The sequence below is a fragment of the Burkholderia sp. Bp8991 genome (assembly GCF_003853795.1).
In the GTDB taxonomy this organism is placed as follows: Bacteria; Pseudomonadota; Gammaproteobacteria; order Burkholderiales; family Burkholderiaceae; genus Burkholderia.
On record NZ_QTQJ01000047.1, the window covers coordinates 18,237 to 44,239 of the forward strand.

22 protein-coding genes and 1 pseudogene are annotated in these 26,003 nt (G+C 66.6%); 15 read left to right on the top strand and 8 right to left on the bottom strand.

Annotated elements, in window-relative coordinates; translation table 11 throughout:
• Positions 1–61: 61 nt before the first annotated feature.
• A complete protein-coding gene (locus tag DIE02_RS32980) occupies positions 62–961 on the bottom strand; it encodes a helix-turn-helix domain-containing protein (protein WP_124523832.1) in 900 nt (299 codons plus the stop codon).
• A 183-nt stretch (positions 962–1,144) separates the two neighbouring features.
• Here DIE02_RS32980 and DIE02_RS32985 point away from each other — a divergent pair, with 183 nt between their 5' ends.
• The 5 genes and pseudogenes from DIE02_RS32985 to DIE02_RS33000 all read left to right on the top strand — a co-directional run bounded on the left by DIE02_RS32985 (position 1,145) and on the right by DIE02_RS33000 (position 5,846).
• Positions 1,145–1,981 carry an SDR family oxidoreductase gene (locus DIE02_RS32985; RefSeq protein WP_185641049.1) on the top strand — a complete coding sequence of 279 codons (837 nt, stop codon included), beginning with the start codon at positions 1,145–1,147 and terminating at the stop codon, positions 1,979–1,981.
• A gap of 83 nt (positions 1,982–2,064) precedes the next feature.
• Positions 2,065–3,876, top strand: a complete 1,812-nt coding sequence (locus DIE02_RS32990) for an FAD-dependent oxidoreductase (RefSeq protein WP_260427906.1) — start codon at positions 2,065–2,067, stop codon at positions 3,874–3,876.
• A 14-nt stretch (positions 3,877–3,890) separates the two neighbouring features.
• A complete protein-coding gene (locus DIE02_RS32995; RefSeq protein WP_124523836.1) occupies positions 3,891–4,232 on the top strand; it encodes an NIPSNAP family protein in 342 nt (113 codons plus the stop codon).
• Positions 4,233–4,280: 48 nt separating this feature from the next.
• Positions 4,281–4,379: pseudogene (locus DIE02_RS36520) on the top strand (SDR family NAD(P)-dependent oxidoreductase); the annotation flags it as partial.
• A 93-nt stretch (positions 4,380–4,472) separates the two neighbouring features.
• Positions 4,473–5,846, top strand: a complete 1,374-nt coding sequence (locus tag DIE02_RS33000) for an MFS transporter (protein ID WP_260427904.1) — start codon at positions 4,473–4,475, stop codon at positions 5,844–5,846.
• A gap of 125 nt (positions 5,847–5,971) precedes the next feature.
• Here DIE02_RS33000 and DIE02_RS33005 read toward each other — a convergent pair whose 3' ends face one another.
• Positions 5,972–6,913, bottom strand: a complete 942-nt coding sequence (locus DIE02_RS33005) for a dihydrodipicolinate synthase family protein (protein ID WP_124523839.1) — start codon at positions 6,911–6,913, stop codon at positions 5,972–5,974.
• Between the two features lie 589 nt (positions 6,914–7,502).
• Between DIE02_RS33005 and abaF the strand changes: the two genes are divergently transcribed.
• The gene (gene abaF, locus DIE02_RS33010; RefSeq protein WP_124523841.1) at positions 7,503–8,882 is read left to right on the top strand and encodes a fosfomycin efflux MFS transporter AbaF; all 1,380 of its coding nucleotides are present in this window, start codon (positions 7,503–7,505) and stop codon (positions 8,880–8,882) included.
• Between the two features lie 363 nt (positions 8,883–9,245).
• Complete coding sequence (locus DIE02_RS33015; RefSeq protein WP_124523843.1) at positions 9,246–12,011, top strand: UPF0182 family protein; 2,766 nt, start codon at positions 9,246–9,248, stop codon at positions 12,009–12,011.
• 157 nt (positions 12,012–12,168) lie between these two features.
• On the opposite strand, the gene DIE02_RS33020 is transcribed toward DIE02_RS33015, so the two are convergent.
• Positions 12,169–13,539 carry an MFS transporter gene (locus tag DIE02_RS33020; protein ID WP_124489394.1) on the bottom strand — a complete coding sequence of 457 codons (1,371 nt, stop codon included), beginning with the start codon at positions 13,537–13,539 and terminating at the stop codon, positions 12,169–12,171.
• A 460-nt stretch (positions 13,540–13,999) separates the two neighbouring features.
• Between DIE02_RS33020 and DIE02_RS33030 the strand changes: the two genes are divergently transcribed.
• Positions 14,000–14,401 carry a hypothetical protein gene (locus DIE02_RS33030; RefSeq protein ID WP_124489393.1) on the top strand — a complete coding sequence of 134 codons (402 nt, stop codon included), beginning with the start codon at positions 14,000–14,002 and terminating at the stop codon, positions 14,399–14,401.
• A 191-nt stretch (positions 14,402–14,592) separates the two neighbouring features.
• On the opposite strand, the gene DIE02_RS33035 is transcribed toward DIE02_RS33030, so the two are convergent.
• Together DIE02_RS33035 and DIE02_RS33040 are read right to left on the bottom strand one after the other, a co-directional pair.
• Positions 14,593–15,516, bottom strand: a complete 924-nt coding sequence (locus tag DIE02_RS33035; RefSeq protein WP_124523859.1) for a recombination-associated protein RdgC — start codon at positions 15,514–15,516, stop codon at positions 14,593–14,595.
• Between the two features lie 242 nt (positions 15,517–15,758).
• Complete coding sequence (locus tag DIE02_RS33040; RefSeq protein WP_124523845.1) at positions 15,759–16,676, bottom strand: LysR family transcriptional regulator; 918 nt, start codon at positions 16,674–16,676, stop codon at positions 15,759–15,761.
• Positions 16,677–16,814: 138 nt separating this feature from the next.
• On the opposite strand from DIE02_RS33040, the gene DIE02_RS33045 reads away from it, so the two are divergent.
• From DIE02_RS33045 to DIE02_RS33055, 3 genes are all read left to right on the top strand, one after another.
• Positions 16,815–17,579, top strand: a complete 765-nt coding sequence (locus tag DIE02_RS33045) for an SDR family NAD(P)-dependent oxidoreductase (protein ID WP_124489416.1) — start codon at positions 16,815–16,817, stop codon at positions 17,577–17,579.
• Positions 17,580–17,662: 83 nt separating this feature from the next.
• Positions 17,663–18,370 carry a pirin family protein gene (locus DIE02_RS33050; RefSeq protein WP_124523847.1) on the top strand — a complete coding sequence of 236 codons (708 nt, stop codon included), beginning with the start codon at positions 17,663–17,665 and terminating at the stop codon, positions 18,368–18,370.
• 242 nt (positions 18,371–18,612) lie between these two features.
• Positions 18,613–19,293 carry a GntR family transcriptional regulator gene (locus DIE02_RS33055; protein WP_044847167.1) on the top strand — a complete coding sequence of 227 codons (681 nt, stop codon included), beginning with the start codon at positions 18,613–18,615 and terminating at the stop codon, positions 19,291–19,293.
• Positions 19,294–19,435: 142 nt separating this feature from the next.
• On the opposite strand, the gene DIE02_RS33060 is transcribed toward DIE02_RS33055, so the two are convergent.
• Positions 19,436–19,630: a hypothetical protein gene (locus DIE02_RS33060; RefSeq protein WP_124523848.1), complete on the bottom strand. Its 195-nt coding sequence runs from the start codon at positions 19,628–19,630 to the stop codon at positions 19,436–19,438.
• Positions 19,631–20,187: 557 nt separating this feature from the next.
• On the opposite strand from DIE02_RS33060, the gene DIE02_RS33065 reads away from it, so the two are divergent.
• The 4 genes from DIE02_RS33065 to DIE02_RS33080 all read left to right on the top strand — a co-directional run bounded on the left by DIE02_RS33065 (position 20,188) and on the right by DIE02_RS33080 (position 24,251).
• Positions 20,188–21,174 (top strand): TRAP transporter substrate-binding protein, encoded by a 987-nt coding sequence (locus DIE02_RS33065; protein WP_124523850.1) that lies wholly within the window; start codon positions 20,188–20,190, stop codon positions 21,172–21,174.
• The gene (locus DIE02_RS33070) at positions 21,171–21,749 is read left to right on the top strand and encodes a TRAP transporter small permease (protein ID WP_124524223.1); all 579 of its coding nucleotides are present in this window, start codon (positions 21,171–21,173) and stop codon (positions 21,747–21,749) included. The genes DIE02_RS33065 and DIE02_RS33070 overlap by 4 nt, the downstream gene beginning before the upstream one ends.
• 4 nt (positions 21,750–21,753) lie before the next feature.
• Positions 21,754–23,106, top strand: a complete 1,353-nt coding sequence (locus DIE02_RS33075; protein WP_124523853.1) for a TRAP transporter large permease — start codon at positions 21,754–21,756, stop codon at positions 23,104–23,106.
• Between the two features lie 320 nt (positions 23,107–23,426).
• A complete protein-coding gene (locus DIE02_RS33080; RefSeq protein WP_124524222.1) occupies positions 23,427–24,251 on the top strand; it encodes an alpha/beta fold hydrolase in 825 nt (274 codons plus the stop codon).
• A 98-nt stretch (positions 24,252–24,349) separates the two neighbouring features.
• Here DIE02_RS33080 and DIE02_RS36250 read toward each other — a convergent pair whose 3' ends face one another.
• Positions 24,350–24,478, bottom strand: a complete 129-nt coding sequence (locus DIE02_RS36250; protein WP_260427357.1) for a hypothetical protein — start codon at positions 24,476–24,478, stop codon at positions 24,350–24,352.
• Positions 24,479–24,618: 140 nt separating this feature from the next.
• Positions 24,619–25,686 carry a porin gene (locus tag DIE02_RS33085; protein ID WP_124530225.1) on the bottom strand — a complete coding sequence of 356 codons (1,068 nt, stop codon included), beginning with the start codon at positions 25,684–25,686 and terminating at the stop codon, positions 24,619–24,621.
• Between the last annotated feature and the right edge of the window lie 317 nt (positions 25,687–26,003).

Consider the following 26,003-nt stretch of genomic DNA (forward strand, 5'->3'; position numbering starts at 1 on the left):
GGCTGTTGCGGTCGCGGCTTTCGGGAGCCGCGACCGCGCGCATCGCCCGCACCGCGCCCGCTTACGAGCGGCCCGGCATCAGGTCGCGATGGGCCGCTTCCCTGAACTCGCCCGGCGTCAGGCCGGTCTGCTTGCGGAAATAGCGGCTGAAATACGCGCTGTCCGCAAACCCCATCTCGTGCGCGATCTGCTTCACGCTCAGATTCGAATAAACCAGATCGCGCTGCGCTTCGCGAATCAGATGCGCGTTGACGACCGCCGTCGTCGAGATACCCAACTCCTCCCGGCACACGCGCGCAAGCTGCGCGGCCGTTACGCCGAGCCGGTCCGCGTAGAATTCCACCGGCCGATGCTCGCGAAAATGCGTGTCGATCAGTTCGCGAAACCGCCGCAGCAACGTGGCGCGCCGATCGGTGCCGGCATGCGACGGCGCGGCCGCGAGATCGCTCAGGCGCGCGACATGCACGATCAACGCCACCAGCAACGCCATCCCGGCCGCGCCGCGTCCGCGTGAGGCACTGCGGAATTCCTGTTCTAGCAACGCGAACAGCGGCATCAGCATCGACGCGCTCGCGTCCGGCTCCTTGACCGGAATCACCGCCGCGCGTTGCAGGATCGACAGCGCGCCCGGCGCGGCGGTCTTGACCAGCGTTTCGAGCGCGCGCTGCACGACCGTGATCACGAGGCCGTCGATCTGCGGCGAGAACTCGAACGCATGGACCGTCTGCGCGGGCAGCACCACGAGGCACGGCGGCGCGAACGTGTGCTTCCCGCTCTCGATCACGACATGCCCCTGCCCGCCGCGGATGTACAAAATCTGCAATAGCGCATCGTGACGGTGCGCGGCGATATGCCAGTCGTTCGGCTGGCTGCGCTCCGGTATCCATTCGAAGTTGAACGCGTCGTACCAGGGCGGACGCGCCGATTCGCCATACAGATCGTAGTTAGGGATTCTCCTCATGCCGCACGGCCTCCTGTGTACAAATTGTCCTGTTGCTTGCGGCGTTTGTCCAATTTTCGCGCGATGCGCGCTTCTATACTTTTCCCATCGACGTAGCGCTTGCCACTGACGCAGCGCGCGACGTTCGGGTAGCGTGTGCCGGATCGAGCCGGATCTCTCAAGCTCATTTCAAGAGGATACCTAATGATATCGCAAGCGAACAATAAACAGCAGGACTGGCTTCGTCTCGACGGGCAGGTGTGCGTCGTGACGGGGGCCGCGGGCGGCATCGGCGCGTCGATCGTCGAAACGTTCGTGGCGGCCGGCGCGCGGGTCGCGCTGCTCGACCGCGACGCGGACGGCACCATCGCGATCGCCGAGCGGCTGCGCGCGGCCGGCGGCAACGTCGTCGCGATCGGCTGCGATATCGGCGACGCCGCCAGCGTGACCCAGGCCGCCGAACGCGTGGAGCGCGACCTCGGTCCCGCCGACGTGCTCGTGAACAACGCCGGCCTGTTGCGTGCCGGCGGCATCGAGACCATCGACCTCGACGCATGGAACGCGATGCTGCAGGTCAATCTCACCGGCTACATGTTGTGTTCGCAAGCGTTCGGGCGCGCGATGCTCGCGCGCGGCTCGGGTGCGCTGGTGCATGTCGCGTCGATCGCGGCGCGCCACCCGCAGACGTACAGCGGCGCCTACAGCGCGAGCAAGGCGGCGGTCGCGATGCTCGCGCGGCAACTGGCGGCGGAGTGGGGGCCGCGCGGCATCCGCAGCAATACCGTGTGCCCGGGAATGATCCGCACGCCGCTGTCCGAGTCGTTCTATGCGAGCGGCGACATCGAGGCGCGCCGCAGCGCGATGACCGCGAACCGCCGCATCGGCCGGCCCGACGACATCGCGAACGTCGTCGCGTTCCTCGCGAGCCCGCGTGCGGCATACGTGAATGGCGCGGAACTGGTGGTCGACGGCGGCCTCGACGCGATGCTGATGGATCTCGTGCCGCGGCCCGGCTACGAGGCCGGTGCCGGCGCACGCTGATTCGCGGCCTTGCCGCGCTGCACGCACGGCGCGCAGCACGAGCTCGGCGACGCACATTTATTCAAGAGATGGAGGAAGACATGATGAACGACCAGCAGCGTTCGAAGCACGTCACGTGCGATCTGCTCGTGATCGGCTCGGGAGCGGGCGGCCTGTCCACCGCCATTACCGCGCGCAAGGCGGGGCTCGACGTGATCGTCGTCGAGAAGGAAGCGTGCTTCGGCGGCACGACCGCATTTTCCGGCGGCGTGCTGTGGATTCCCGGCAATCGCCATGCGCGCGCAAACGACGTGCAGGATACGCGCGAAGCGGCCCGCACGTATCTGCGCGGCGAGACGGGCCCGTTCTACGACGATGCGGCGATCGACGCGTTTCTCGAGCACGGCCCGCGCATGCTCGACTTCTTCGAGCGCGAGACGGACGTGAAATTCGTGCCGACGCTGTATCCCGACTATCACCCGGACATGCCCGGCGGCGTCGACATCGGCCGCTCGGTCGTCGCCGCGCCGTACGATGCGCGCGGGCTCGGGCGCGATCTCGAGCGCCTGCGTCCGCCGCTGAAGACGATCACGTTCATCGGGATGATGTTCAATTCGTCGAACGCAGACCTGAAGCACTTCTTCAACGCGACGCGCTCGCTTCGGTCGGCGTGGTACGTGACGAAGCGGCTTGCCGCGCATCTGAAGGATCTCGCGCTGTACCGGCGCGGCGTGCAGATCACGAGCGGCAACGCGCTCGCCGCGCGCCTCGCGAAGTCCGCGCTGGATCTCGGCATTCCGATCCTGACGAACACGCCCGCACGCGAACTCGTCGCGGACGGCGCGCGCATCGCCGGCGCAACGGTCGGGGCCGACGGCGCGACGTATCGCATCACCGCGCGCCGCGCAGTCGTGCTCGCGAGCGGCGGCTTCTCGCACGACGTCGCGCGCATCGCGCGTGCTTATCCGCACGTTGCGCGCGGCGGCGAACATGTATCGCCGGTGCCGGCCGGCAACACCGGCGACGGCGCGACGCTCGCCGAGCGCGCGGGCGGCCGCGTCGAGATCCGCTATCCGCAACCGGCCGCATGGATGCCCGTCTCGCGCGTGCCGCTCGGCGACGGCAGCTTCGGTGTGTTTCCGCATCTGCTCGATCGCTACAAGCCCGGCGTCATCGGCGTGACCCGGCGCGGCACGCGTTTCACGAACGAATCGAATTCGTATCACGACGTCGGCGCCGCGATGATCGCAGCATGCCAAGGCGAGACCGAGACGGCGATGTGGCTCGTGTGCGATCACGCGACGATCCGCAAATACGGGCTGGGCTTCGCGAAACCCGCACCCGTGCCGCTCGGGCCGCTGCTGCGCAACGGCTATCTCGTGCAGGGGCGCACGCTGGCCGAACTCGCGCAGCGCGCCGGCCTCGATGCGGCGAATCTGGAAGCGACCGTGCGACGCTACAACCGCGATGCCGCGCGCGGCGAGGATCCCGAATTCGGCCGCGGCACGACGTCGTTCAACCGTTATCTCGGCGACGCCGACCATCGTCCGAATCCGTGCGTGGCGCCGCTCGGCGACGGGCCGTATTACGCGCTGAAGGTCGTGATGGGTGACCTCGGCACCTTCGACGGCATCCGGACCAACGTGGTCGGCCAGGTGCTCGCCGCCGACGACCGGCCGATCGCCGGCCTGTATGCGGTCGGCAACGATCGCGCCAGCATCATGGGCGGCAACTATCCGGGCGCGGGGATCACGCTCGGGCCGATCATGACGTTCGGCTATCTGAGCGCACGCCATATCGCGGGGCTGGCCGATCTAGGCGACCAGACCGACCTTCGTGACCGACTCGATCTTGCCGAGCCGACACCATCCGCCGCCGAGCCGACACCACCCGCCGCCGCGCGCGCGACCGCCTGACCCCGGAGCCGACCATGACTACCGCTAAATCCTTCATCGACCATCGCATCTATACGATCCGCCCGCGCGGCATGGCGGAGTTCATCGAGATCTTCGACCGGCTCGCGATGCAGATCCAGGTCAAGTATCTCGGCGCGCCCGTCGGCTTCTACATGAGCGACATCGGCGCGTTGAACCAGGTCGTCCATCTGTGGGGCTACGACAGCATCGCCGACTACGACGCGCGGCGCACCGCGCGCGATGCCGATCCGGACTGGCCCGCGTATCTGCAGGCGTCCGGCCACCTGATCGTCGCGCAGGAGAGCCGCATCATCCGCCGCGTCGAGTTCCCGAGCCTCGCGTACCTGACGCGCTGAGCCGATGACGATGAAACCCGGACCCGACACGGACGACACCCCGCGCGCGTGGCGATCGTCACGGGCGGCGCGGACGGCATCGGCCGGGCATGCGCGATGCGGTTAGCCGCCACGGGCTGCCGCGTCGCGATCGCCGGCCTGCAAGGGCGCCGGGTTCACGACGAAACCATGACCATGAACAGGTCCGCGCGCGGGCGGTGCATCGGCACCGTCGTGCGACCGGACCGAAGGAGACATACGATGAAAACCCCCCAGCGTACGCTCGACGTGCAGTCGTTCATCGACGCCGAGCGCTTTTCCCCCTGTCAGTGGCTGATCCTGATCCTGTGCTTCCTGGTCGTGGCCGCCGACGGCTACGACACGGCCGCGATCGGCTTCATCGCGCCCGCGCTGACGCACGACTGGGGCATCGCGCGCAGCGCGCTCGGCCCGGTGATGAGCGCGGCGCTGGCCGGGCTCGGCATCGGCGCACTCGCCGCCGGCCCGTGCGCGGACCGGCTCGGCCGCAAGACCGTGCTCGTGCTGTCGGTTGTGTGCTTCGGCGCGTGGAGCATGGTGTCCGCGCATGCGCAGTCGATCGAAGCGCTGACCGCATTCCGCTTCCTGACCGGGCTCGGCCTCGGTGCGGCGATGCCGAACGCCGTTACGCTGATGGCGGAATATGCGCCCGCCCGGATCCGCGGCGTGGTCGTCAACGCGATGTTCTGCGGTTTCTCGTGCGGGCTCGCGGCGGGCGGCATCACGTCGGCATGGCTGATTCCCCATTTCGGCTGGCAAAGCGTGCTGACCGCGGGCGGCATCGGGCCGCTCGCGCTGGCGGTCGCGCTCGTGATGCTGCTGCCCGAGTCCGCGCAGTATCTCGCGGTGCGAGCGGGCACGCATGCGCGCATCGCGCGCATCCTCGCGCGGATCGCACCGCGCGAGCGCTTCGACGACTGCACGTTCGTGGCCGCCGGCGCGCGAGCGCAAACGGGCGGGGCGTCCGCGCTCGCGCAGGTCGTATCCGCGCAGTTCCGTTCGCGCACGCTGATGCTGTGGGCGGCCTATTTCATGGGACTGCTGATCTATTACCTGCTGACCAACTGGATGCCGACGCTGCTTCGCGACGCCGGTTTCAGCGCCGAAGGCGGCGCGCTGATGACGTCGCTGTTTCCGCTGGGCGGCGTGCTCGGCAACCTCGGTGCCGGGTGGCTGATGGATCGCTTCAACCCGAACCGGACGATCGTGTGCGCGTATGCGCTGGCGGCCCTGCTGGTGCTCGCCGCGAGCCGCACGATCGGGCATGCCGCGTGGCTCGGCACGTTGATCTTCCTGTGCGGCACCGTGGTGACGAGCGCGGTGACGTCGATGTCGGCCTATGCGGCGAGCCTGTATCCGACGCGCTGCCGTGCGACGGGCGTGGCCTGGATGCTCGGCATCGGCCGGATCGGCGGCGTGGCCGGCGCGTTCGCCGGCGCGATGCTGATGGGGCTCGGCTGGCACTTCGGCGACGTGTTCAGCCTGCTTGCGGTGCCGGCGCTCTGCGCGGCCGGGGCGGTGTACGCGATCGGCCGTTGCCGCATGGAAATCACGGAACAGGAGCGCGCGAGCGGCGCGGCCGCGCAGCAGCACTGATTCGGCAGGTGCGCGATTGCAGCGCACAGCGCGAATGAAAAAAGCCACGGAGGGTTCCGTGGCTTTTTGTTTTCGTCACGCAGCCGTTTCATGGCTGCGTATCGAACGGTTTCGTGCGAACGCGCTTACGCGATGCTCTTCGACCAGTTCGCATACCAGTTGCGGAACAGCGTGTACTGCGCTTCCGCGTAGTTGCGCTGCGCGTCGCTCAGGGCGTCGGTTTCGTTGAAGTGCAGCGTGTATTCCTTGTCGCCGTTCAGCACCATCAGGTGCTTGTAGAACAGGACCAGGTCGCAGCCTTCGTCGAACGACGACAGCACGGCCAGCGCCGCCTCCAGTTCCTTCGCCCGCACGCGCGCCACTGCGTCGCCTTGCGCGGCCTTCTTGCACAGGTCGACCAGTTGCAGCACTTCACGCGGCAGCGCGTTGCCGATACCGGTGATCGCGCCTGCGGCGCCGCAGTTCACGAAGCCGTGGAAGACCTGCGTGTCGACGCCGGCCATCAGCGTGACGCTGTCGTCCTGCGACGTGATGTTCTCGGCTGCGTAGCGCATGTCGGCGGCGCCGCCGAATTCCTTGAAGCCGATCAGGTTCGGGTGCTGGCGACGCAGTTCGAAGAACAGGTCGGCGCGGGTCGCGAAGCCGTAGTACGGGCTGTTGTAGATCACGGCCGGCAGGTTCGGCGCGGCGTTCAGGATCGCGGCGAAGTGCGCCTTCTGGGCCGCCGGCGATGCGCCGCGCGACAGCACGCGCGGGATCACCATCAGGCCGTGCGCGCCGACCTTCGCGGCATGCGCGGCGTGCGACACGGCTTCCTTCGAGTTCACCGCGCCGGTGCCGACGATCGTCGGGACGCCGGCTTCGACCAGGCGCGCGACGCCTTCCTGGCGCTGCGCTTCGGTCAGCAGCGGCCAGTCGCCCATCGAGCCGCAGTACACCACCGCGCGCATGCCGAGTGCAATCAGTTCCTTGCCCTTCTTCACCAGCGCGTCGAAATCCGGCTGACGGTCAGCGGTGCACGGCGTCATCAGGGCCGGAATGGTGCCGGTAAAAATGTTGTCGCTCATCTCGTTTCCTCACATTCAGATAGGGTCAACTGCCATTGCTGGCAACCTGGGCTGTACGCGCGCTCGCCGTCTCGTCGGTGCTGCATGCGATCCGGACGGCGGCTGGCCGCCTCTTGTTTGCCTCGGTGCCGAAACGTTGCCTCCGGTTTCGCCCGAGAGTCAGCCATCGACGGAAGTCATTCTAGCCAGTTCGAATATTTTATACAATATAAAATAAAAAGGGCGTGACGAAGGTCGTCGTGCCGGAGCCGCGGGGAGGGTGGCGAACCGCGCCGCAGCGGCTTTGGGCGGGGGCGACGGACGATCCCGTCGACGCCGGAAAATTCACGCCACGCCCCGTCCGTCGGCCCGCGAGCCGCGGTCGGCGTCCCATAGACGGGTCCTGCCGTACTTTCCTCTGATCAGAACCATCGCGCTCGCAGGCTCGGAACCTGACGGCCAGATGCCGCCCCGCATGTCGCATTTCTGCCGAAACCTTTTTTGAGATTGCGTGGATTGTGTATTGGATATTGTATAAAATCTTTCGACGTGCTTACGCGCGAACCCGGCCCGCCAAGGGAAATGGAAGACAACGAGAGGAGATACGGAGATGACAAGTCAGGTCGGCGAGGCAGTCTCGCCTGGTAGTGCAGCAGCCGTGCGGGACACGGCGTCGAAGCGGGAATTGAAGCGGGTCGTCGCGGCGTCGATGGTCGGCTCGGTGGCGGAGTGGTACGAGTTCTTCCTGTATGGAACGGCGTCGGCGCTGGTGTTCGGCACGCACTTCTTCAAGAAGACCGGCAACCCGATCGACGGCCTGCTCGCCGCGTTCGCGCTGTATGCGGTGGGATTCGCCGCGCGCCCGATCGGCGGGCTGGTGTTCGGCTACTACGGCGACAAGTTCGGCCGCAAGTATCTGCTGCAGGTGAGCCTGATCGTGGTCGGCGTCACGACCTTCCTGATGGGGTGTCTGCCGACCTTCGATGCGATCGGCTACTGGGCGCCGGTGCTGCTGGTGTCGCTGCGCCTGATCCAGGGCTTCGCGTTCGGCGGCGAGTGGGGCGGCGCGATCCTGCTGGTCAGCGAACACAGCCCGGACAACCGCCGCGGCTTCTGGGCCAGCTGGCCGCAGGCCGGCGTGCCGGCCGGCAACCTCGTCGCGACCATCATCCTGCTGGTGCTGTCGAGCTCGCTGTCCGAGGCCGACTTCCTGGCGTGGGGCTGGCGCGCGGCGTTCTGGTTCTCGGCGGTGGTCGTGCTGATCGGTTTCTGGATTCGCCGCAAGGTCGACGATGCGCCGATCTTCAAGGAAGCGCAGGCGCGCCGCGCGCAGAAGCAGGAAAAGCAGCTCGGCGTGGGCCACGTGCTCAAGTATCACTGGCGGCAGGTGCTGATCGGCATCGGCGCGCGGTTCGCCGAGAACATCCTGTATTACATGGTCGTCACGTTCTCGCTGACTTACCTGAAGCTGGTCGTCGGCTTCGACACCACGCGGATCCTGAAGCTGATGTTCGCCGCCAACGCGATTCACTTCTTCTTCATCCCGCTGATGGGGCTGATGTCGGATCTCGTCGGGCGCAAGCCCGTGTATCTGACGGGCGCCGTGCTGACCGCCGGCTGGGGCTTCGTCGCGTTCCCGATGATGGATACCGGTAACGACTGGATCATCATGGCCGCGATCGTGCTCGGCCTGTTCATCGAATCGATGACGTACTCGCCGTATTCGGCGCTGATGACCGAGATGTTCCCGACCAACGTGCGCTATACCGCGCTGTCGCTGTGCTACCAGGTCGCGCCGCTGATGGCCGGCTCGCTTGCGCCGCTGATCGGGCTGTCGCTGCTCGAGCGCTATCACTCGTCGACGCCGATCGCGTTGTATCTGGTTGCGGCTGCGGTGATCTCAATCGTGTGCGTCGGGCTTGCGAAGGAAACGCGCGGCAAGTCGCTGCGCGAGGTCGATGCGGAGGCGAGTCGGCGCACGCACGTGTGAGGCGGGTGATCGACGACTGATTGCGCGCACGGAAGCCACCCGTGAGGGTGGCTTTTTTGTGCTTCATCGAGGATGTCCGGGGAGCGCGGGGAAGACGGCCGGCGTTCGGTTCACTACGGTCGTCACTGATTGCGCCCGGCAGCGGCCATCGACGGGTGCTTGTCGAGGGGGGATCGAATCTGCCGCGGTGCACTGCACTGCGTTCGTTCCCGGGTGATGTCGCGCATGCCGTCGGATGGCGACGCGTCGGCAACGGGCGTAGCATTCAGACATGCGGCCGGCCGCGATGCTCGCTGCCGGATCGGCGGCACGCCAGGTCCGGCCGCGGCCGGCCACCCATGACGGCCCGGCAAAGGAGCCTCGATGCGCTCGCAAGCAACGTCCGTCCCACGCCTGAGACGCTACGGGATCGCGGCTGCGATCGTCATCGCCTGCCTGATCGTCGTCGGGCGCGTCACCGGTCTCCTGGTCGACTGGCTCTGGTTCGCGTCGATCGGCTATGCCGGCGTCTTCTGGACGATCCTGTCCGCGAGGGTGCTGCTGTTCGCCGCGGTGTTCGCCGTGTCGGCGGCCGCGATCGGCGCGTCGGGGTGGCTCGCGCATCGTCATGCCAGGCCCGTCGATGTCTGGCAGGTAGCGGACGCTTCGTCGACGCGTGCGGAGGATGTCCTGCGCGCGCTGGCGGGGGAGGTCGCGTCGCGCATTCCCTGGCGCGCGGTCATTGCCGCGGGTGCCGTCATTCTCGGGCTTGCGATCGCCGCCGGTGCGATGTCGAGCTGGGATGTCGCGCTTCGCTTCCTGCATCGGGTGCCGTTCGGCGGGCGCGATCCGATCTTCGGCAAGGACATCGGTTTCTATCTGTTCGCGCTGCCCGTCTGGATCGTGCTGAAGAACCTGCTGCTGCAAGTGGTCGTGTGCTGCGCGATCGTCGCGGGCGGCGTCTACTGGCTGCGTGGCGACATCATGCTCCGCCCGCCGAAGGGGCTTTCGTCGGCCGCCGCGGTTCACGGGTCGGCGCTACTGGCACTGTTCTTCCTGCTGAAAGCCTGGTCCTGGTGGCTCGAACGCTTTCTGCTGCTCTACGACAACAACGGGGTCGTGGTCGGCGCCGGTTATACGGATGTCCACGTGATGCTGCCGGTGCTGTGGCTGCTCGTCGGCCTCGCCGTTGCGTCGGCCGTTGCGATGCTGGTCAACCTGCGCCGGCCCGGCTATCGGTTGCCGGCCGCCGCGATGCTGCTCGTGTTCGGCACGTCGTTCGCGCTCGGCATCGTCTATCCCGCGCTGTTCCAGCGCTTCTACGTCAAGCCGAGCGAACTGCAGCTCGAGACGCCCTATATCCAGCACAACATCGCGTTGACGAGGCAGGCTTACGGTCTCGCGCAGATCGAGGTCAAACCGTTCGCGGCCGAGCAGGGCCTGAACATCGCGTCGCTGCAGGCCAATCGCGCGACCGTCGACAATATCCGCCTGTGGGATGTGCAGCCGCTGATGGATACCTACGCGCAGTTGCAGGAGATCAGGACTTACTACAAGTTCTTTTCCGTGGATATCGATCGCTACCGTCTCGACTCCGGCTACCGGCAGGTCATGCTGTCGGCGCGCGAACTGGAGCAGTCGATGCTGCCGGAGAACGCCCGAACCTGGGTGAACCTGCATCTGCTGTTCACCCACGGCAACGGCATCGTGATGTCGCCGGTCACGGAGAAATCCACGGAAGGCTTGCCGTCGCTCTATCTGCGCGACATTCCGCCCGTCGCCGATGGCGGACCGGCGATCGACGAACCGCGCATCTACTTCGGCGAAGGCGGGCAGGGCTATGTGATCGTGAAGGGCAGCGTGCCCGAATTCGACTACCCGAAGGGGGACAGCAACGTCTACACGTCGTACAGCGGGCGCGATGGTGTCGCGATCGGCGGCGCGGTGCGGCGCAGCCTGTTCGCATGGCAGTTCGGCGATCCCAACATCCTGCTGACGCACTACATCACGAACGAGAGCAGGATCCTCTTTCACCGCAACATCCGGGACCGGATCCGCACGATTGCACCGTTTCTCGCGCTCGACCACGACCCCTATGTCGTGGCAAGCAACGGACGCCTGTTCTGGATGCAGGACGCCTATACGACCAGCCAGTGGTTTCCGTATGCGCCGCCCGGCACTGGCGATGGTGCCAACTACATTCGCAACGCGGTCAAGGTGGTGGTCGACGCGTACAACGGCACGGTCGACTTCTACGTCAGCGATCCTTCCGATCCGCTGGTGCGGACTTACGCGCGCATCTTCCCGGGCATGTTCAAGCCGCTCGACGCGATGCCGCAGGATCTTCAACGGCACATCCGCTACCCCGAGGATCTGTTCCTGATCCAGGCGAACCTCTACCGCGCTTATCACATGGATGCACCGGAAGTGTTCTATAACCGCGAGGACCTCTGGCAGTTTCCTCGTGCGCTCGGCGACATCGACGGGGGCGACGCCGCGAACCGGCAGATGGCGCCGTACTACACGATCATGCGGCTGCCCGGCGATGCGCAGGCCGGCTTCGTGCTCATGCTGCCGATGGTGCCGAGCCAGCGCGAGAACATGATCGCGTGGCTGGCCGCGCGTTGCGATCCGCCCGGGTACGGCAAGCTGATCGTCTACGCGTTCCCCAAGGAAAAGCTGATCTACGGGCCGTACCAGATCGAGGCGCGCATCCAGCAGAGCACGGAAATCTCGCAGCAGATCTCGCTGTGGAACCAGATGGGCTCGCGCGTCATCCGCGGACATCTCGTGGTCGTTCCGATCGAGCACTCGATTCTCTACGTGTCGCCGCTCTATCTGCGCGCGTCGTCCGGCCAGTTGCCCGAGCTGAAACGGGTGATCGCGGCCTATGGCGATCGCGTCGTGATGGAGGAAAACCTGAGCGAGGCGCTCGCGGCGCTCTTCAAGGAGACGAGGCCAGGGCCGGGGCCGGTGGCGACGCCGGCCGGCGCCGCCGCGGATACGCGCGCCCGCGACGCGCTGGCCCATTACGATCGTGCGATCGAGCGGCTGAAGGCGGGGGATTGGGCCGGCTTCGGCGCGGAACTCGATGCGCTTCGACCGTTGCTCGAAGCGCTGGGCGCCGCTCGCGCGGATCACAAACAGTGAGTGAGGCGCGGCTGAGAGGGCGTGGGCGTAATTGACCGCAATCAAGCAGTTGTCGTGTCGTTCCGGGCGCACACGTTGGCTTGAATCGGGACCGGGCGCGGAAAGCGGGCCGGCAGCCGGCTCGTCGTCCCATGCATCGAGCGAACCGGCCAACCCGTCAGGTCAGCGGCGGCGCGTGCCCATGATCCTCCAGACTTCGCGCGTCGTCGTATTCCCGCGAAATATCCTTGTTCGTGTAGTCGCCGAGCTTCGATGCGGCGACCAGGCTCAGCACCGCACATATCAGCACGTACACCGCGATCGCATACCCCGAATGGTAGTAGGCAAACAGCGCGGTCGCGATCAGCGGTGCCGGGCCGCCCGCAATGACCGAAGCGAGCTGATAACCCATCGACGCACCGCTATACCGCAACCGCCCGGTAAACGATTCGGCGATCAATGCCGCCTGCGGTCCGTACATCATCGAATGCGGGACCAGCGACAGCACGATGGCCGCGAAGATCCACGCCGGATTCCGGCTGTCGACCATCGCGAAGTAGAGGAATCCGAATACACCGACGGAAACCGCACCGATCATGTACATCCGCCGCCGCCCGATCAGATCCGACACGTGGCCGAACAGCGGAATGGTGACGAATTCGACCACGGACGCCACCAGCACCGCCGTCAGCAGCAGCTCTCGCGTGACGCCCAGCGCCGTGATCCCGTAAGTGAACACGAACGCCGTGAAGATATAGAACGGCGCCTGTTCGGCCATCCGCGCGAACGCCGACAGCACGATATCCCTCGGCTGCTTGCGCAGCACTTCGAGCATCGGCGCCTTCTCGATCCGGCGCTCGGCCAGCAGTTTCGCGAAGATCGGCGTCTCGAGAATGTTCAGGCGGATATAAAGCCCGATCGCGACCAGCAGGATGCTGAGGACAAACGGCACGCGCCAGCCCCACGTGAGAAAACTGCTGCCGGACAACCAGCTCATGGCCAGCACGGCGAGGTTGGCGAGGAACAATCCTGCCGGCACGCCGAACTGCGGCCACGACGCGACGAAGCCGCGATGCGCATTGGTGCGCGCCCACTCCATCGACATCAGGACCGAGCCGCCCCATTCGCCGCCGACGCCGACGCCCTGGATGAAGCGCAGCACCGTGAGGAGAACGGCGCCCCAGATGCCGATCGTCGCGTAGGTCGGAACGAAGGCCACGGCGAACGTCGCGAGCCCCATCAGCAACAGGGTCACGATCAGCGTGGCCTTGCGGCCGATGCGATCGCCGTAGTGGCCGAAGATCGCCGCGCCGACCGGCCGCGCGACGAAGCCGACGGCATAGATCAGGAACGCCTGAAGCGTGCCGACGAGTGGATGGGATTGGGGGAAATACAGCTTTGCGAAGACCAGGCCGGTGACCGTGCTGTAGAGGAAAAAGTCATACCATTCGATCGTGGTGCCAATCGTGCTGGCGATGACGGCGCGGCGCAACTGGCGCCGGGCTTCCTCGTCGGAGAGGGGCGTGGCCGCGGATTGCATGGCAGCCATTTTGGTATCTCCCGGAAAAGGGCGATAGAGAAATAAACCATACGCCCGGCGACAGGTTTCAGCAAGCGCAGGCCACGAATGGACTGCAGGGCGCTCAAGACTTTCAATAAGAAGTCCTGATATATAGCCAGATCAACCGCCCGCGCGCGCATGCATGTCGATGAACGCGCGGTTGCACGATGGCTCGGTGATTTCCGTCCATTGAAGATGCGCGTATTTGCAGTACGCGATCCGCAGCGATTCCCGGTTTCGTGAGAAGGCACCGGCGCGGTGCCGGTCGAAACGGCGGCCGTGGAATCGTGGAGTAGTATTCCCAATGTCCAGGTTATGGCTCGGCCTCCACGGCGCATAGCCAACCCGTCCGCGACGAGGGCGGCCGCCTCGTCAAAGGATTTGGAAGCTGCTTCAACGATACGTATGGTGGCGTCGGCCGTGACGACGGCATTGAGGGGAGTGCGTCATGTCAACCGAGTGGAAGCAGCGCGTCAGACTGTTCATCCAGCGCTTCTGGCAGCCGACCAGTGCGTGCATGACCTGCATGCCGGGGAGCTGGGGCAACATCATGAGCCTCGCTCACTGGTCGATTGCATTTCATACCGGTCTGTTTACCGGACTCCTGGCTGTACTGCTGACTTTCACGCCCGCGGCGAAACTCTACGCGCATCGATACGGCAATGCGGTGATCGTCGGCGTCCTGACGACGTTGGGCGACGCCTACTCGCACACGAGTCACTACCGTATCCCCTATGTCGAGCACATCGTGACGGGTGCGATTTCAGGTCTCTTGACGCTGGCAGCCTCATATCTGTTCGAAGACCGCGCGCGACGCCTTCGGGCGGTATGGGCCCGGGTGTTCGGATAGCTCGTCCGCTGACTTTTCGAACCCGCCGGGCCGAACGGCAAGAGGCTCCACGGTGCGGCGGCGCTTCGTCGGCGCGCAGCCGCACCCCGCCCGCCGCCAGAGCGGCGACGGTCCTCCCCGACAGGTCGCGTCAGCGCGAAGCCGCGCCGTAGCGCCGTAGCGCGGCGACGATCCTCGACAGCCGACGAGGTTCAGGCTGCCGCCGCGATTTGAACCGAGTCTTGCCGCTCGCCACCCAGGATATCGACGAGATCGGTCAACATCCGCGCCAATTCACCCGTCATCAGCGTGACATCCGAGTCGAAGCGTTCGTCGTCGTTCTGCGCGGTAGGATCCGACGCCTCCTTGATCACGTCGAGCGGCGTGACACGCTTGATCGTCAGCGACGGCGTCAGCACGAAGGAGATGCGGTCATTCCAGGTCATCGCGAGGCGCATGCATTGTTTGCCGGCCTCGATGTGCCGGCGCATGTCGTTCGCCTCCAGCGCGTGGCCGACGTATCGCACCGTGGCGCCACCTTCGCCGCTCGAGCGCAGCTCGGCGTCCTGATCCACGGTGAATCCGCCCGGCGCCTCGCCGGACAGCAGCCAGTCCGTCATCGCGGCGACCGGCGACAGCGCCACCTGGACGCCGGTGAGCGGCAATTGATCGATCGATTTGACGAGCAGGCCGCGAACGTCGTCGGCAAGTGCCTGTGCGGCCGCATCGATGACGAGCCAGCCGTTCACCGTATCGATCCACACGCGGGTATCGCGGCGAATGGTGAACGCGCGCGGCAGCAGTTCGTCGGTCACCTGCTCCTTGAGTTCGCGCAGTTGTTTTCGCCCGACCTTGAAACCCTGCTGCTCCTCGACCTCGAGCGCCCGGGCCTTGGTCACCTGATTGACGACCGACGCCGGGAGCAGCTTCTTTTCGGCGCGAAACGTCAGCAGCATCTGCCGGTTGATCGAATACACGAGCGCGCCGTCGTCACGCGGCGACGCCCATCCCGAGCGCTGCATCTCGACGCTGGTGCCCGGCTGAAACGCGTGGGGCGCCAGCCATGCTTCCATCTGATCGGGGGTAACGGCCCACGGTGCCGGAAGACGGTGAAGCTGAAGATTCTTGAACCACATAGGCGTGCGGGCAAAGCGCGTCATTCTATATGACGGTGACGTCTACCGGCCAGAAGCGCCGGTCGGGATGCAACATCGGCAGGCCGCTTCGATAGCTCGAGCGGCCGTTCGTCGTCGTGTCGTCAAGCGGGTTGCGCCGCCGAGAATGCGTGTGCCGCGGCCATCGTATCCGGTGCTTCGCGCCACACCGTCATTGCATGAATGCAATGACGAAACGCCGGCTGATCGACCGTGCCGACGCATCATTTCGGCCATCGCCAGGTCGGCTCGGAAAGGTGCTCGGCGAGATAATCCGACAGCGCCGCGACTTTCGCGGGCCGCGCGCGCGCCGAGGGCGTGACGAAGTAAATGCCGCCCTTCGTCAGCGACCAGTCGGTCAGGATCGCTTCGAGACGACCGTCGGCCAGGTAATCGCCGGCGATGAACTCGGGCAGTTCGGCAATCGCCAGTCCGGCGAGCAGCGTGGGCAACAGCGCATCGGCGTTCGTCACGCGCAGCGGGCCCGTCGGCATCACCGGCTCTTCTTCGCCTGCGTCGTTCGTGAAGCGCCATACGGCGCTACGCGCGCGGTATGCGTACGAGAGACAAGGACGATCCGCGAGTTCGCGCGGATGGGCGGGCCGTCCTTCACGCATCAGATATTCCGGCGACGCCACCACGAATTGCGTCACCGCGCACAGCCGCCGCGCGACCAGCGACGAGTCCGGAAGCGCGGCGATCCGCAGCGCGGCGTCGAACCCGTCGGCGACCAGATCGACCGACGCATCCGACAGATGCAGGTCGATCGACACTTCCGGATACGCGCGAAAGAAGCCCGGCAGCAGCGGCGCGACCCAGCGCAGGCCGTACGACATCGGCACGGCCAGACGTACCAGCCCGCGTGGCCGCACCGACATTTCGCGTGCCGAGCTTTCCGCCTCCTCGGCCTGGCGATAGATCTCGCCGGCTTTCTCGCTGATCGTGCGGCCGAACTCGGTGAGCGAGAGCTGACGCGACGTGCGATTGAACAGCCGCGCGCCCAGCCGGTCCTCCAGGCGGGCCACGCCGCGCGAGACGGTCGCGACCGACACGCCGGTCGCGCGCGCCGCGGCGGCAAACGAACCGTGCTCGGCCACCTTCGCGAACATCGCGAGCCCCTCGAAATCGGGTAGTTGAGCCATCTTCCCTCATCTTTTCATTTCTGCAACGTTTGTTTGCAATCAATTCTATTTCGAAAAGATGAGGCCGTCGATATTCTCCTCACATCGCAGTACGGGATGCAACGAAACCCCCACCGACCCAACGAAAGGAGCAATACCATGGCACGCAAACTCGACAACAAGATCGCACTCGTCACCGGCGCAACCAGCGGCATCGGTCTCGCCACCGCCCAGCGCTTCGCGGCCGAAGGTGCGCACGTCTATCTCACCGGCCGCCGACAGGCCGAACTCGATGCCGCCGTGAAGGGCATTCGCGAAGCCGGCGGCAAGGCGACCGGCGTACGTTCGGATTCCACCAAGCTCGATGAGCTCGACGCGCTGTATGCGCAGATCAAGGAAGAACAGGGCCGCCTCGACGTGCTGTTCGTGAACGCCGGCGGCGGCTCGATGCTGCCGCTTGGCAGCATCACCGAAGCACACTACGACGACACCTTCGAGCGCAACGTGAAGGGCGTGCTGTTCACGGTACAAAAAGCGCTGCCGCTGCTTGCCGAGCGTGCCTCGGTGATTCTCACCGGCTCGACGGCGGGCAGCGCGGGCACCGCGGCGTTCAGCGTGTATTCGGCTTCGAAGGCAGCGGTGCGGGCCTTTGCACGCAGCTGGATTCTCGATCTCAAGGAACGCGGCATCCGCGTGAACACGATCAGCCCGGGCGCGACCCGCACGCCTGGCCTGCTCGATCTCGCCGGCGACGATGCCGCGCAGCGCCAGGGTCTCGCCGATTATCTGGCTGCCCAGATCCCGATGGGGCGCCTCGGCGAGCCTGGCGAGATCGCGAGCGCGGCGCTGTTCCTGGCCTCGGACGACGCGAGCTTCGTGAACGGCATCGAATTGTTCGTCGATGGCGGCCAGCAGCAGATCTGAGCGCAGCCACGGCGCGCGGGTGCGGAAGACGCCGTCTGCGACGATCGCGATCCGCGCCCGGCGTACTCGAACCGGGCTCCGTCATGATTGAACATCGGCCATTTCTTGCGCTTGGCGCAATCCGGCGCGGCCGTGTCGACATTCGCCAGCATTTCCGCATCGGCGAATCCGGGCGCGCCGACGATGCGCCGCTCGGTCCGCTCTACATGTGGAGCGACGTCGAATTCGCGCCGCGCTCGGGCCTCGGCCCGCATGCCCACCGCGACGTCGAGATCGTCACGTGGGTGCGGTCGGGCGCCATCACGCATGAAGACGACGCAGGCAATCGCGTGCGTCTGGTCGCCGATTCCGTCCACGTGACGAGTGCCGGCACGGCGATCCATCACGCCGAGCGCAACGACGAGAATATGCCCGCGCGGCACTTCCAGATCCGGCTGCGGCCGCGCACACCTGCCGGTACACCGCGCTGTGCGACGCGAGTCTGTTCGCCCGGATGTCGCGAGGGCCGATTCGTGACGCTGGCGAGCGGCGATCCGGAGGATGTCCGCGCCGGCGCGTTGCCCGTTCATGCCGATGCACGCGTGCGTATCGCGACACTGCGTGAAGGCACTGCGTTGCGGCACGCGTTGCCGATGCCCGGTTCCGCTTATCTGGTTGTCGATCATGGCCGGCTGGACGTAGGGCCGATCAGGCTGGCACGACGCGATGGCGTTGCCGTTCGCGATGAAACGTGGCTCATGTTGCGGGCGCGGGACGACACGGACGTCATGATCGTCGAGCGCTTATGCTAGGGCGCATGCTCGATCAGCGCGCGGCCGCAGCCTGGTTCATTGCCGTGCCGACTTCGAGAAAGCGCGCCGGTGAGCGTCCGGTGCCGTATTGCGGGAACACCGGACGTCGATGCCGACGTCGCCTGTGGTGGCGACCGCCGACGCTCGGCCGCAAGGCCGCTCTGCTAATATCGTAGAAAGTATGCAATATCCAGCGCCGCGTCGGCGCTTGCCTGACCGCCATCCCCAGTCCGAACCGCAACATGAACGAGAAACGCCCCGCTCTTGTCTACGCCACGCGCGCCGAAGCCGCAGCGAATGAACTGCGCCGCCGCATCCTGACGGGGGAATACGTCGACGGCTACCAGCTTCGCCAGGATGCGCTGGCGACCGAACTCGGCATCAGCCGGATCCCGCTGCGCGAAGCGCTCGTGCAGCTCGAGAGTGAAGGGCTCGTGAAGATCCTGCCGCACAAGGGCGCGATCGTGTCGGAGCTGTCGCCGGAGGACATCACCGAACTGTTCGAATTGCGCGCGCTGCTGGAGCCCGTGCTGCTGAAAAAGTCGATTCCGAAGCTGACCGCCGAGGATTTCGCGCGGCTCGATGCGATCCTCGACGAATACAGCGCGGTGCTGCACGCGAGCCAGTCCGGCCGCTGGGGCGAACTGAACACCGAGCTTCATCATCTGCTGCTGTCGCGCGCCGACCAGCCGAAGACGGCGGCGATCGTCGCGTCGCTGCTGCAGCAGACCGACCGCTACACGCGCGTGCAGCTGTCGCTGTCCGAGGCTGCGCGCGACGTGGCCGAATCCGAGCACGCGGAGCTCGTCGCGCTGTGCCGCAAGGGCGATGCGCGCGCGGCGGCGTCGCTGCTCAAGCGCCACATCGAGCATGCGGGCGGCGAGTTGAATGCGTTTCTGCGGGACCGGCGGCTCGGGCGTTGAGGTCTTTCACGCGCCGCGCGCCGCGCGGATACCCGATTCCGGTCGATCGCGGCGTTGCAGCGCGGTCGCATGCGATCCGTGGCCCGTCCGGGCGCCGCACGGCGCCGAAGGCGGCCTGCACGCATCGCTTCCGTTTGACCGTCTAGCCGCCGCCGATCCCCTGCAGTACCTTACCCGTCCCTCCGCACACCGCGCATGGCTGTCCTTCGACCATCCCGGTGCCGCGACACACGCCGCATAGATCCTCGCCGACGGCCGGCGCATCGGGCGGCCCTTCGTCGCCCGGATTCAACGGCGTGTCCTGACGCTGTCCCGCCGGCGTTCTGGTCGTCTGCATCGCACACCTCCTTGCGTGTTTCCGATGTCGCGGCAAGCGCGCATCGCGCGTGCCTGCCGCGACGGCATGCGCCGTGGCCGACGCGCGGTGCCGCCAGCACGCGTGAGCAGGCACGCCGGCAACGATGACGCGACGCACCGCATGACTGCGGGGCATCGTCGTCGTCACGTCCTCATTACAACGACGGCGGCCACGTCGAACCGGCCATCGCCGACGGCAGTCAGTCATCCTACGACTGTAGAAATAGAAACGAAAGAGAGTATCCGGCTCCGGAAAACGACACGGCACCGCGCCGGCTCAAATGCAGCCCCATTTCCGGAAAACGTTTCGCCGGCTACGTGCTGAACTGAGAAGGCTTTTCCCTTCGCCTCGCCGAAAACCCGCTACAGAAGCGCCTATAGGGTATGCACCAAGTGAGTTAAACGATTAACCGACGTACATTCGCTTCCACACGTCATACAACGTATGACTGCGATTCAGTGGAGGCCGTGCCCCGACTGATGCGCAAGCCGCCCGGATCGCCGCCAGACGACGAACAACCATCAAGGAGACTGACGATGAAGCACCGATTCACCCGCTCCCGTACCGCCCTGGCCGTCGCGCTCATGGCCGGCTTCGCGGTGTCCGCGCAGGCCCGCGTGTTCCGCTCGGCGGACGTGCACGGCGACAGCTTCCCGACCAACATGGCGGTCAAGTACATGGGCGACGAGCTGTCGAAGCTGACGGGCGGCAAGGACTCGATCAAGGTGTTCGGCAACAGCGCGCTCGGCTCCGAGAAGGACACGGTCGACCAGGTGCGGATCGGCGCGATCGACATGGCGCGCGTGAACGGCGCGTCGTTCAACGAGATCGTGCCGGAGTCGCTGATCCCGTCGTTCCCGTTCCTGTTCCGCGACGTCGACCATTTCCGCAAGGCGATGTACGGCCCGGCCGGCCAGAAGATCCTCGACGCGTTCGCGGCGAAGGGGATGATCGCGCTGACGTTCTACGAGAGCGGCGCGCGCTCGATCTACGCGAAGCGCCCGGTACGCACGCCGGCCGACATGAAGGGGCTGAAGGTGCGCGTGCAACCATCGGACCTGATGGTCGACGAGATCAAGGCGATGGGCGGCACGCCGACGCCGATGCCGTTCGCCGAGGTCTACACGGGCCTGAAGACGGGCCTCGTCGATGCGGCGGAAAACAACCTGCCGTCGTACGAGGAAACCAAGCACTTCGAGGTGGCGCCCGACTACTCGGAGACGCAGCACGCGATGACGCCGGAAGTGCTGGTGTTCTCGAAGAAGATCTGGGACACGCTGTCGCCGCAGGAACAGGCCGCGATCAGGAAGGCAGCATCCGATTCGGTGCCGTACTACCAGAAGCTGTGGACCGCGCGCGAGGCATCGGCGCAGCAGACGGTGACGAAGGGCGGCGCGAAGATCCTGCCGGCCGCGCAGGTCGACCGCGCGGCATTCGTGAAGGCGATGCAGCCGCTGTGGGCGAAGTACGAGAAGACGCCGCAGATGAAGCAGATCGTCGACGAGATCGAGGCCACCAAGTGACCCGTCGCACTTCCCTGAACGGCGCGGCGGCCGTGGGCGCATCGGACGCGGCGGCCGCGGACGGTGCGGCGCCGTGCCGGCCGCATGCGGCGGCGCCGCGCCTGCGCTGCATGAACGACCTGTTGTTCCGCGCGCTGGCCGTGGTCGCGTCGCTGTGTCTCGCCGCGCTCACGGTGCTGGTGTTCTACGCGGTCGTGATGCGCTACGCGTTCGAGAACGCGCCCGACTTCGTCGAGCCGATCGCGCTGCTGCTGGTGATCGTGATCGCGATGTTCGGCGCGGCGATGAAGGTGCGCGACGGCGGCCACATCGGCCTCGACTCCCTCGTGCGGCGCCTGTCGCCGGGCCCGCGCACCGCGGTGATCGCGATCCAGCACCTGAGCCTGATCGCGTTCGCGATCGCGATCATGGTCGGCTGCGGCAGCATGGCCGCGGAGACGATGGGCGACCGCATTCCGATCATCGGATTGCCCGAAGGCGTGCGCTACCTGATCACGATTCCCGCGGCGATCGCCATCATCCTCTTCTCGCTCGAGCACCTGCTCGCGCTTCGTCGTTCTTCGTCGGGACAATAACGCCATGGAACTCGCGATCCTGTCCGTCAGTTTTCTGGTTTTCCTCGTGCTCGGCGTACCGGTCTCGTTCGCGCTCGGCATTTCCTGCGTGCTGACCTACCTGGTCGAAGGGCTGCCGATCGCGACCGCGATGCAGGCGATGATCTCGGGGATGAACGCGTTCTCGTTCCTCGCGGTGCCGTTCTTCATCTTCTCCGGCGAGCTGATGCTGCACGGCGGCATCGCGGACCGGATCCTGCGCTTCGCGCAGGCCACCGTCGGCCATTTCCGCGGCGGCCTCGGGATGGCCAACGTCGTCGCGTGCACGCTGTTCGGCGGCGTGTCGGGTTCGCCGACGGCCGATACCTCCGCGATGGGCGGCGTGGTGATTCCGCTGATGAAGCGCGAAGGCTACAGCGCGGCTTACGCGGTCAACGTGACGACCCACGCGTCGCTCGCCGGCGCGCTGATGCCGACGTCGACCAACATGATCATCTACGCGTTCGCCGCGCAGGGGATCACGGGCATGCTGCACGGCCAGCCGGTGAGCGGCGTGTCGATCGGCGACCTGCTGTTCTCCGGCCTCCTGCCGGTGCTGTGGGTGATGGGCTTCGTGCTCGCGGCCGCATACTGGCAGGCCGTGCGCCACGGCTATCCGCGCCGCGAGGACGGTTCGTCGGCGCTGCCGTCGTTCCCGGGCTGGTATGCGGTGCTGCGCAGCTTCGTCGGCGCGGTGCCGGGCCTGATGGTGATCGCGATCATCCTCGTGTGTGTCGCGAAGGGGATCGCGACCGCGACCGAAGCCGCCGCGATCGCCGTCGTGTACTCGCTCGTGCTGACCGCGCTCGTCTACCGGACGCTGACGGCCGGGAAGCTGCGGCGCGCGCTGTCGCATGCGGCGCGCACGACGGGCGTCGTGCTGCTGCTGATCGCCGTGTCCAACATGCTGCGCTTCCAGATGTCGTACCTGGAGATTCCGGATGCGATCGAAGGGCTGCTCAAGCAGTCGACCGCCGCGCCGTGGCTGATGCTGCTGTACATCAACATCATCCAGGTGTTCCTCGGCACGTTCGTCGACATGGCCGCGCACATCCTGATCACGACGCCGCTGTTCCTGCCGATCGCGATGGCATGCGGCGTCGGGCCGGTGCAGTTCGGGATCATGCTGCTGCTGAACTGCTCGCTCGGCCTCGTGCACCCGCCGATCGGCTCGGTGCAGTTCGTCGGCTGCGCGATCGGCAACGTGTCGATCGGCGAGACGACGAAGATGGCGTGGCCGTATTACCTCGCGATCTTCAGTGCGATCAACATCGTCACGTACATGCCGTTCTTCTCCACCTGGCTGCCGAGCCTCATCAGCGGGCACGCGGTGTTCTGAGCGCGTGTTTCGCCCGTCGCGGCGCCGGACGATCCGAGGTCGTCCGGCGCCGCAGTCACGTCAGCGGTTGCTTCACGCGCGGCGTGGCGCGCCATCGCGGCGGCCGCACCGGCGTCGGCCGCGTCGCGCGATCGGCGTCGTGCCGGCCGCACGGCGCAAGTGCGCGATGCGCTGCGTCGCGGCATGCGCGGCAGTCACCCGCAACGGCGGCAACCTGTGCGATGATTCGCCGCTTCGCGTTCGTCGCAGAACGCCGCGGATCGCGGCGCCCGTTGCCGGGCCGCCGCTCACCGCCCACCGCATTGACATCCGGAGACGACATGCCCGCACACATCGTTCATGGCAGCACCCTGCATTACCAGGATCACGGCACCGGATTTCCGGTGCTGTTCGGGCACAGCTATCTGTGGGATGCCGCGATGTGGGCGCCGCAGATCGACGCATTGTCGAGCCGGTATCGCGTGATCGTGCCGGACCTGTGGGGACATGGCGCGTCGGGCCCGCTGCCTGCCGGCACGCACACGCTCGACGATCTTGCCGCGCACGCGAGCGCGTTGCTCGATGCGCTGGAGATCGGGCAGTGCGCGGTCGTGGGGCTGAGCGTCGGCGGGATGTGGGGCGCGCGGCTCGCGTTGCGCGAACCGCAGCGCGTGCGCTCGCTCGTGCTGATGGACGCGTCGCTCGAGGCCGAACCCGACGCGACGCGGCTGCGCTACTTCGGGATGCTCGATGCGATCGCCGCCGCCGGCTGCATCGCGCCGCCGCTGCTCGATGCGATCGTGCCGCTGTTCTTCCGGCCGGACGTGAACCTGGCCGACCCGGTGCCGCGCGCCTTTCGCGCGGCGCTCGCGAACCTGCCGGCCGACCGGCTGCGGGAATCGATCGTCCCGCTCGGCCGGCTGATCTTCGGGCGGCCGGATACGCTCGCCGCACTCGCCGGGCTGGATGCCGAACGCACGCTGCTGATGTGCGGCGCGGGCGACATGGCGCGCCCGCCGTCGGAGACGGTGAAGATGGCGAGCGTGATCGGCTGCCGCCATGCGCTGGTGCCGGACGCCGGCCATATCTCGAACCTGGAGAACCCCGCGTTCGTCACGCGGATGCTGCTCGACTGGTTCGACGAGCAGCAGCTCGCGGCGGGCTGAACGCCGCACGCGATGCCGGCGGCGGGCGCCGCGCGGCATCGCGTGACGACGCAACGACTTGCGTTGCGACGTGGCCGCGGCAATGCGACGTTACCGCGTCATGCGCGTTCGCCGACCGGCGTGAACTGGCGGTCGCGCACGCGGCCCGCGTCGGCACCGCGGCGAATCAGGTCCTGCGCCTCCGCACGGCTCGCGACGCACGGTGACGGGCGGGTGGAGCTTCGCATGTGCATCCGCATGTGCATCCGCCCGCAACGGAAGTCGCGCCGAAACCGGATGCATCGCTGCAGGCCGGCTTCGGCGAAAAACGATTCGGAGTGCGAATGCATCGGGGCGGTGGTTCGATGCAGTCTCCACCGCCCGTGCATCAGAACATGTGGCGGATCCCGAGGTTCGCGCCGACGGTCGTGCCGGTGACCGCGTAAAGCGCGTTGGTGATCCCCAGCCCGGTGTTCATCGCACCGTGGTTGTTGACCATCGCGACCTGCGCGTACAGCGCGGTCGCCTTCGACAGGCTGTAGGTCGTGCCGATCGCCGCGAGCAGCGAGTGATTGGCCGTGTCGTTGCGATCGCTGGTGAACCAGACGCCGCCGTTCAGGTCGACGGCCGGTGTCGCCTGGTAGTCGAGGCCGCCGCCGTACACGTTGTTGCTGAACGAGCCGCCGACCTTGTAGCTCGTGAACGACGCCTTCGCGGTGACCGGGCCGAAGCGGTAGGCGGCGCCGATCGTGCGCCCGACGAACGCGACGGTGCTCGGCGTCGGCGTCGGGTTGGTGCCGTCGTTGCCGTCGTAGAACGCGGCGTCGATCATGAAGCCGTCGTGCTCGTACTTGAGGCTCGCCGAATACTGGCGGCCGGCCTGGAAGTCGCCGGCCTTGCCGCCGAACGCGAACATCGCGCTGCCGGTGAGGCCGGCGATCGTCGGGCTCGTGTACGACACGGCGTTCGGGTTGAACAGGCCCGTCACCAGCACGTTGTCGACGTAGTTGATCAGCCCGCTGCCGAAGTGCGAGAAGCTGCGCGGATCCGAATCGAAGATCGCGAGCAGGAACGGCGAATACTGCACGCCGGCCTTGGCCGTGCCGAACCCGCCGTCGAGCCCGACCCACGCCTGGCGGCCGAAGAAGTTGCCGTTCGAATGCGCGAACGCGCCGTTGGTGACGGCGAAGCCGCTCTCGAGCTGGAATTTCGCCTTGAGGCCGCCGCCGAGATCCTCGGTGCCGGTCATCCCGAACGTCGTCGGCGTCATGCCGGTGTCGGTCATCGCGAACTGATGGCCGGCGTTCGCGCCGGTGGCGGCGTCGCGTGTCTTGCTGGTGTACAGCAACGCGGCGTCGAGGTTGCCGTACAGCGTCACGCTGCTCTGCGCGAAGCCGCTGCTGCTGGCCAGCGTGCCTGCCAGCGCCGCGCAACCGATCACGATTCTGCTTTTCATTGAGGTGTCTCCAGTGTTGTTGTACGTCGATGCATCGAACAAGGGGATGCGGCGGATGCCCGCGTGGCGGTTTCCGTCGCATGAGCCGCGCACGCAGGGTGGGGCGCGGCGGGACGCACGTGCGCGGCCGGGTGGCGGCCGCGTGCGACGCGTTCAGGGCGGGGATGGGCGCCCGAACGCGCGTGTGTCGACAGTGTCGGGTGCGGCCGGTGCCGGCCGCGTCATTCAGAGAGACCGGTTGAGCTGCTCGAGGATCGCCGGGTTCTCGAGCGTGGACGTGTCCTGCGTGATCGCCTCGCCCTTCGCGAGCGAGCGCA

Excerpts from the sequence above, each read along its gene's own strand:
- DIE02_RS32980 (WP_124523832.1), bottom strand. The coding sequence starts at position 961 with ATGAGGAGAATCCCTAACTACGATCTGTATGGCGAATCGGCGCGTCCG.
- DIE02_RS32985 (WP_185641049.1), top strand. The coding sequence starts at position 1,145 with ATGATATCGCAAGCGAACAATAAACAGCAGGACTGGCTTCGTCTCGAC.
- DIE02_RS32990 (WP_260427906.1), top strand. The coding sequence starts at position 2,065 with ATGAACGACCAGCAGCGTTCGAAGCACGTCACGTGCGATCTGCTCGTG.
- DIE02_RS32995 (WP_124523836.1), top strand. The coding sequence starts at position 3,891 with ATGACTACCGCTAAATCCTTCATCGACCATCGCATCTATACGATCCGC.
- DIE02_RS33000 (WP_260427904.1), top strand. The coding sequence starts at position 4,473 with ATGAAAACCCCCCAGCGTACGCTCGACGTGCAGTCGTTCATCGACGCC.
- DIE02_RS33005 (WP_124523839.1), bottom strand. The coding sequence starts at position 6,913 with ATGAGCGACAACATTTTTACCGGCACCATTCCGGCCCTGATGACGCCG.
- abaF (WP_124523841.1), top strand. The coding sequence starts at position 7,503 with ATGACAAGTCAGGTCGGCGAGGCAGTCTCGCCTGGTAGTGCAGCAGCC.
- DIE02_RS33015 (WP_124523843.1), top strand. The coding sequence starts at position 9,246 with ATGCGCTCGCAAGCAACGTCCGTCCCACGCCTGAGACGCTACGGGATC.
- DIE02_RS33020 (WP_124489394.1), bottom strand. The coding sequence starts at position 13,539 with ATGGCTGCCATGCAATCCGCGGCCACGCCCCTCTCCGACGAGGAAGCC.
- DIE02_RS33030 (WP_124489393.1), top strand. The coding sequence starts at position 14,000 with ATGTCAACCGAGTGGAAGCAGCGCGTCAGACTGTTCATCCAGCGCTTC.
- DIE02_RS33035 (WP_124523859.1), bottom strand. The coding sequence starts at position 15,516 with ATGTGGTTCAAGAATCTTCAGCTTCACCGTCTTCCGGCACCGTGGGCC.
- DIE02_RS33040 (WP_124523845.1), bottom strand. The coding sequence starts at position 16,676 with ATGGCTCAACTACCCGATTTCGAGGGGCTCGCGATGTTCGCGAAGGTG.
- DIE02_RS33045 (WP_124489416.1), top strand. The coding sequence starts at position 16,815 with ATGGCACGCAAACTCGACAACAAGATCGCACTCGTCACCGGCGCAACC.
- DIE02_RS33050 (WP_124523847.1), top strand. The coding sequence starts at position 17,663 with ATGATTGAACATCGGCCATTTCTTGCGCTTGGCGCAATCCGGCGCGGC.
- DIE02_RS33055 (WP_044847167.1), top strand. The coding sequence starts at position 18,613 with ATGAACGAGAAACGCCCCGCTCTTGTCTACGCCACGCGCGCCGAAGCC.
- DIE02_RS33060 (WP_124523848.1), bottom strand. The coding sequence starts at position 19,630 with ATGCAGACGACCAGAACGCCGGCGGGACAGCGTCAGGACACGCCGTTG.
- DIE02_RS33065 (WP_124523850.1), top strand. The coding sequence starts at position 20,188 with ATGAAGCACCGATTCACCCGCTCCCGTACCGCCCTGGCCGTCGCGCTC.
- DIE02_RS33075 (WP_124523853.1), top strand. The coding sequence starts at position 21,754 with ATGGAACTCGCGATCCTGTCCGTCAGTTTTCTGGTTTTCCTCGTGCTC.
- DIE02_RS33080 (WP_124524222.1), top strand. The coding sequence starts at position 23,427 with ATGCCCGCACACATCGTTCATGGCAGCACCCTGCATTACCAGGATCAC.
- DIE02_RS36250 (WP_260427357.1), bottom strand. The coding sequence starts at position 24,478 with ATGCGAAGCTCCACCCGCCCGTCACCGTGCGTCGCGAGCCGTGCGGAG.
- DIE02_RS33085 (WP_124530225.1), bottom strand. The coding sequence starts at position 25,686 with ATGAAAAGCAGAATCGTGATCGGTTGCGCGGCGCTGGCAGGCACGCTG.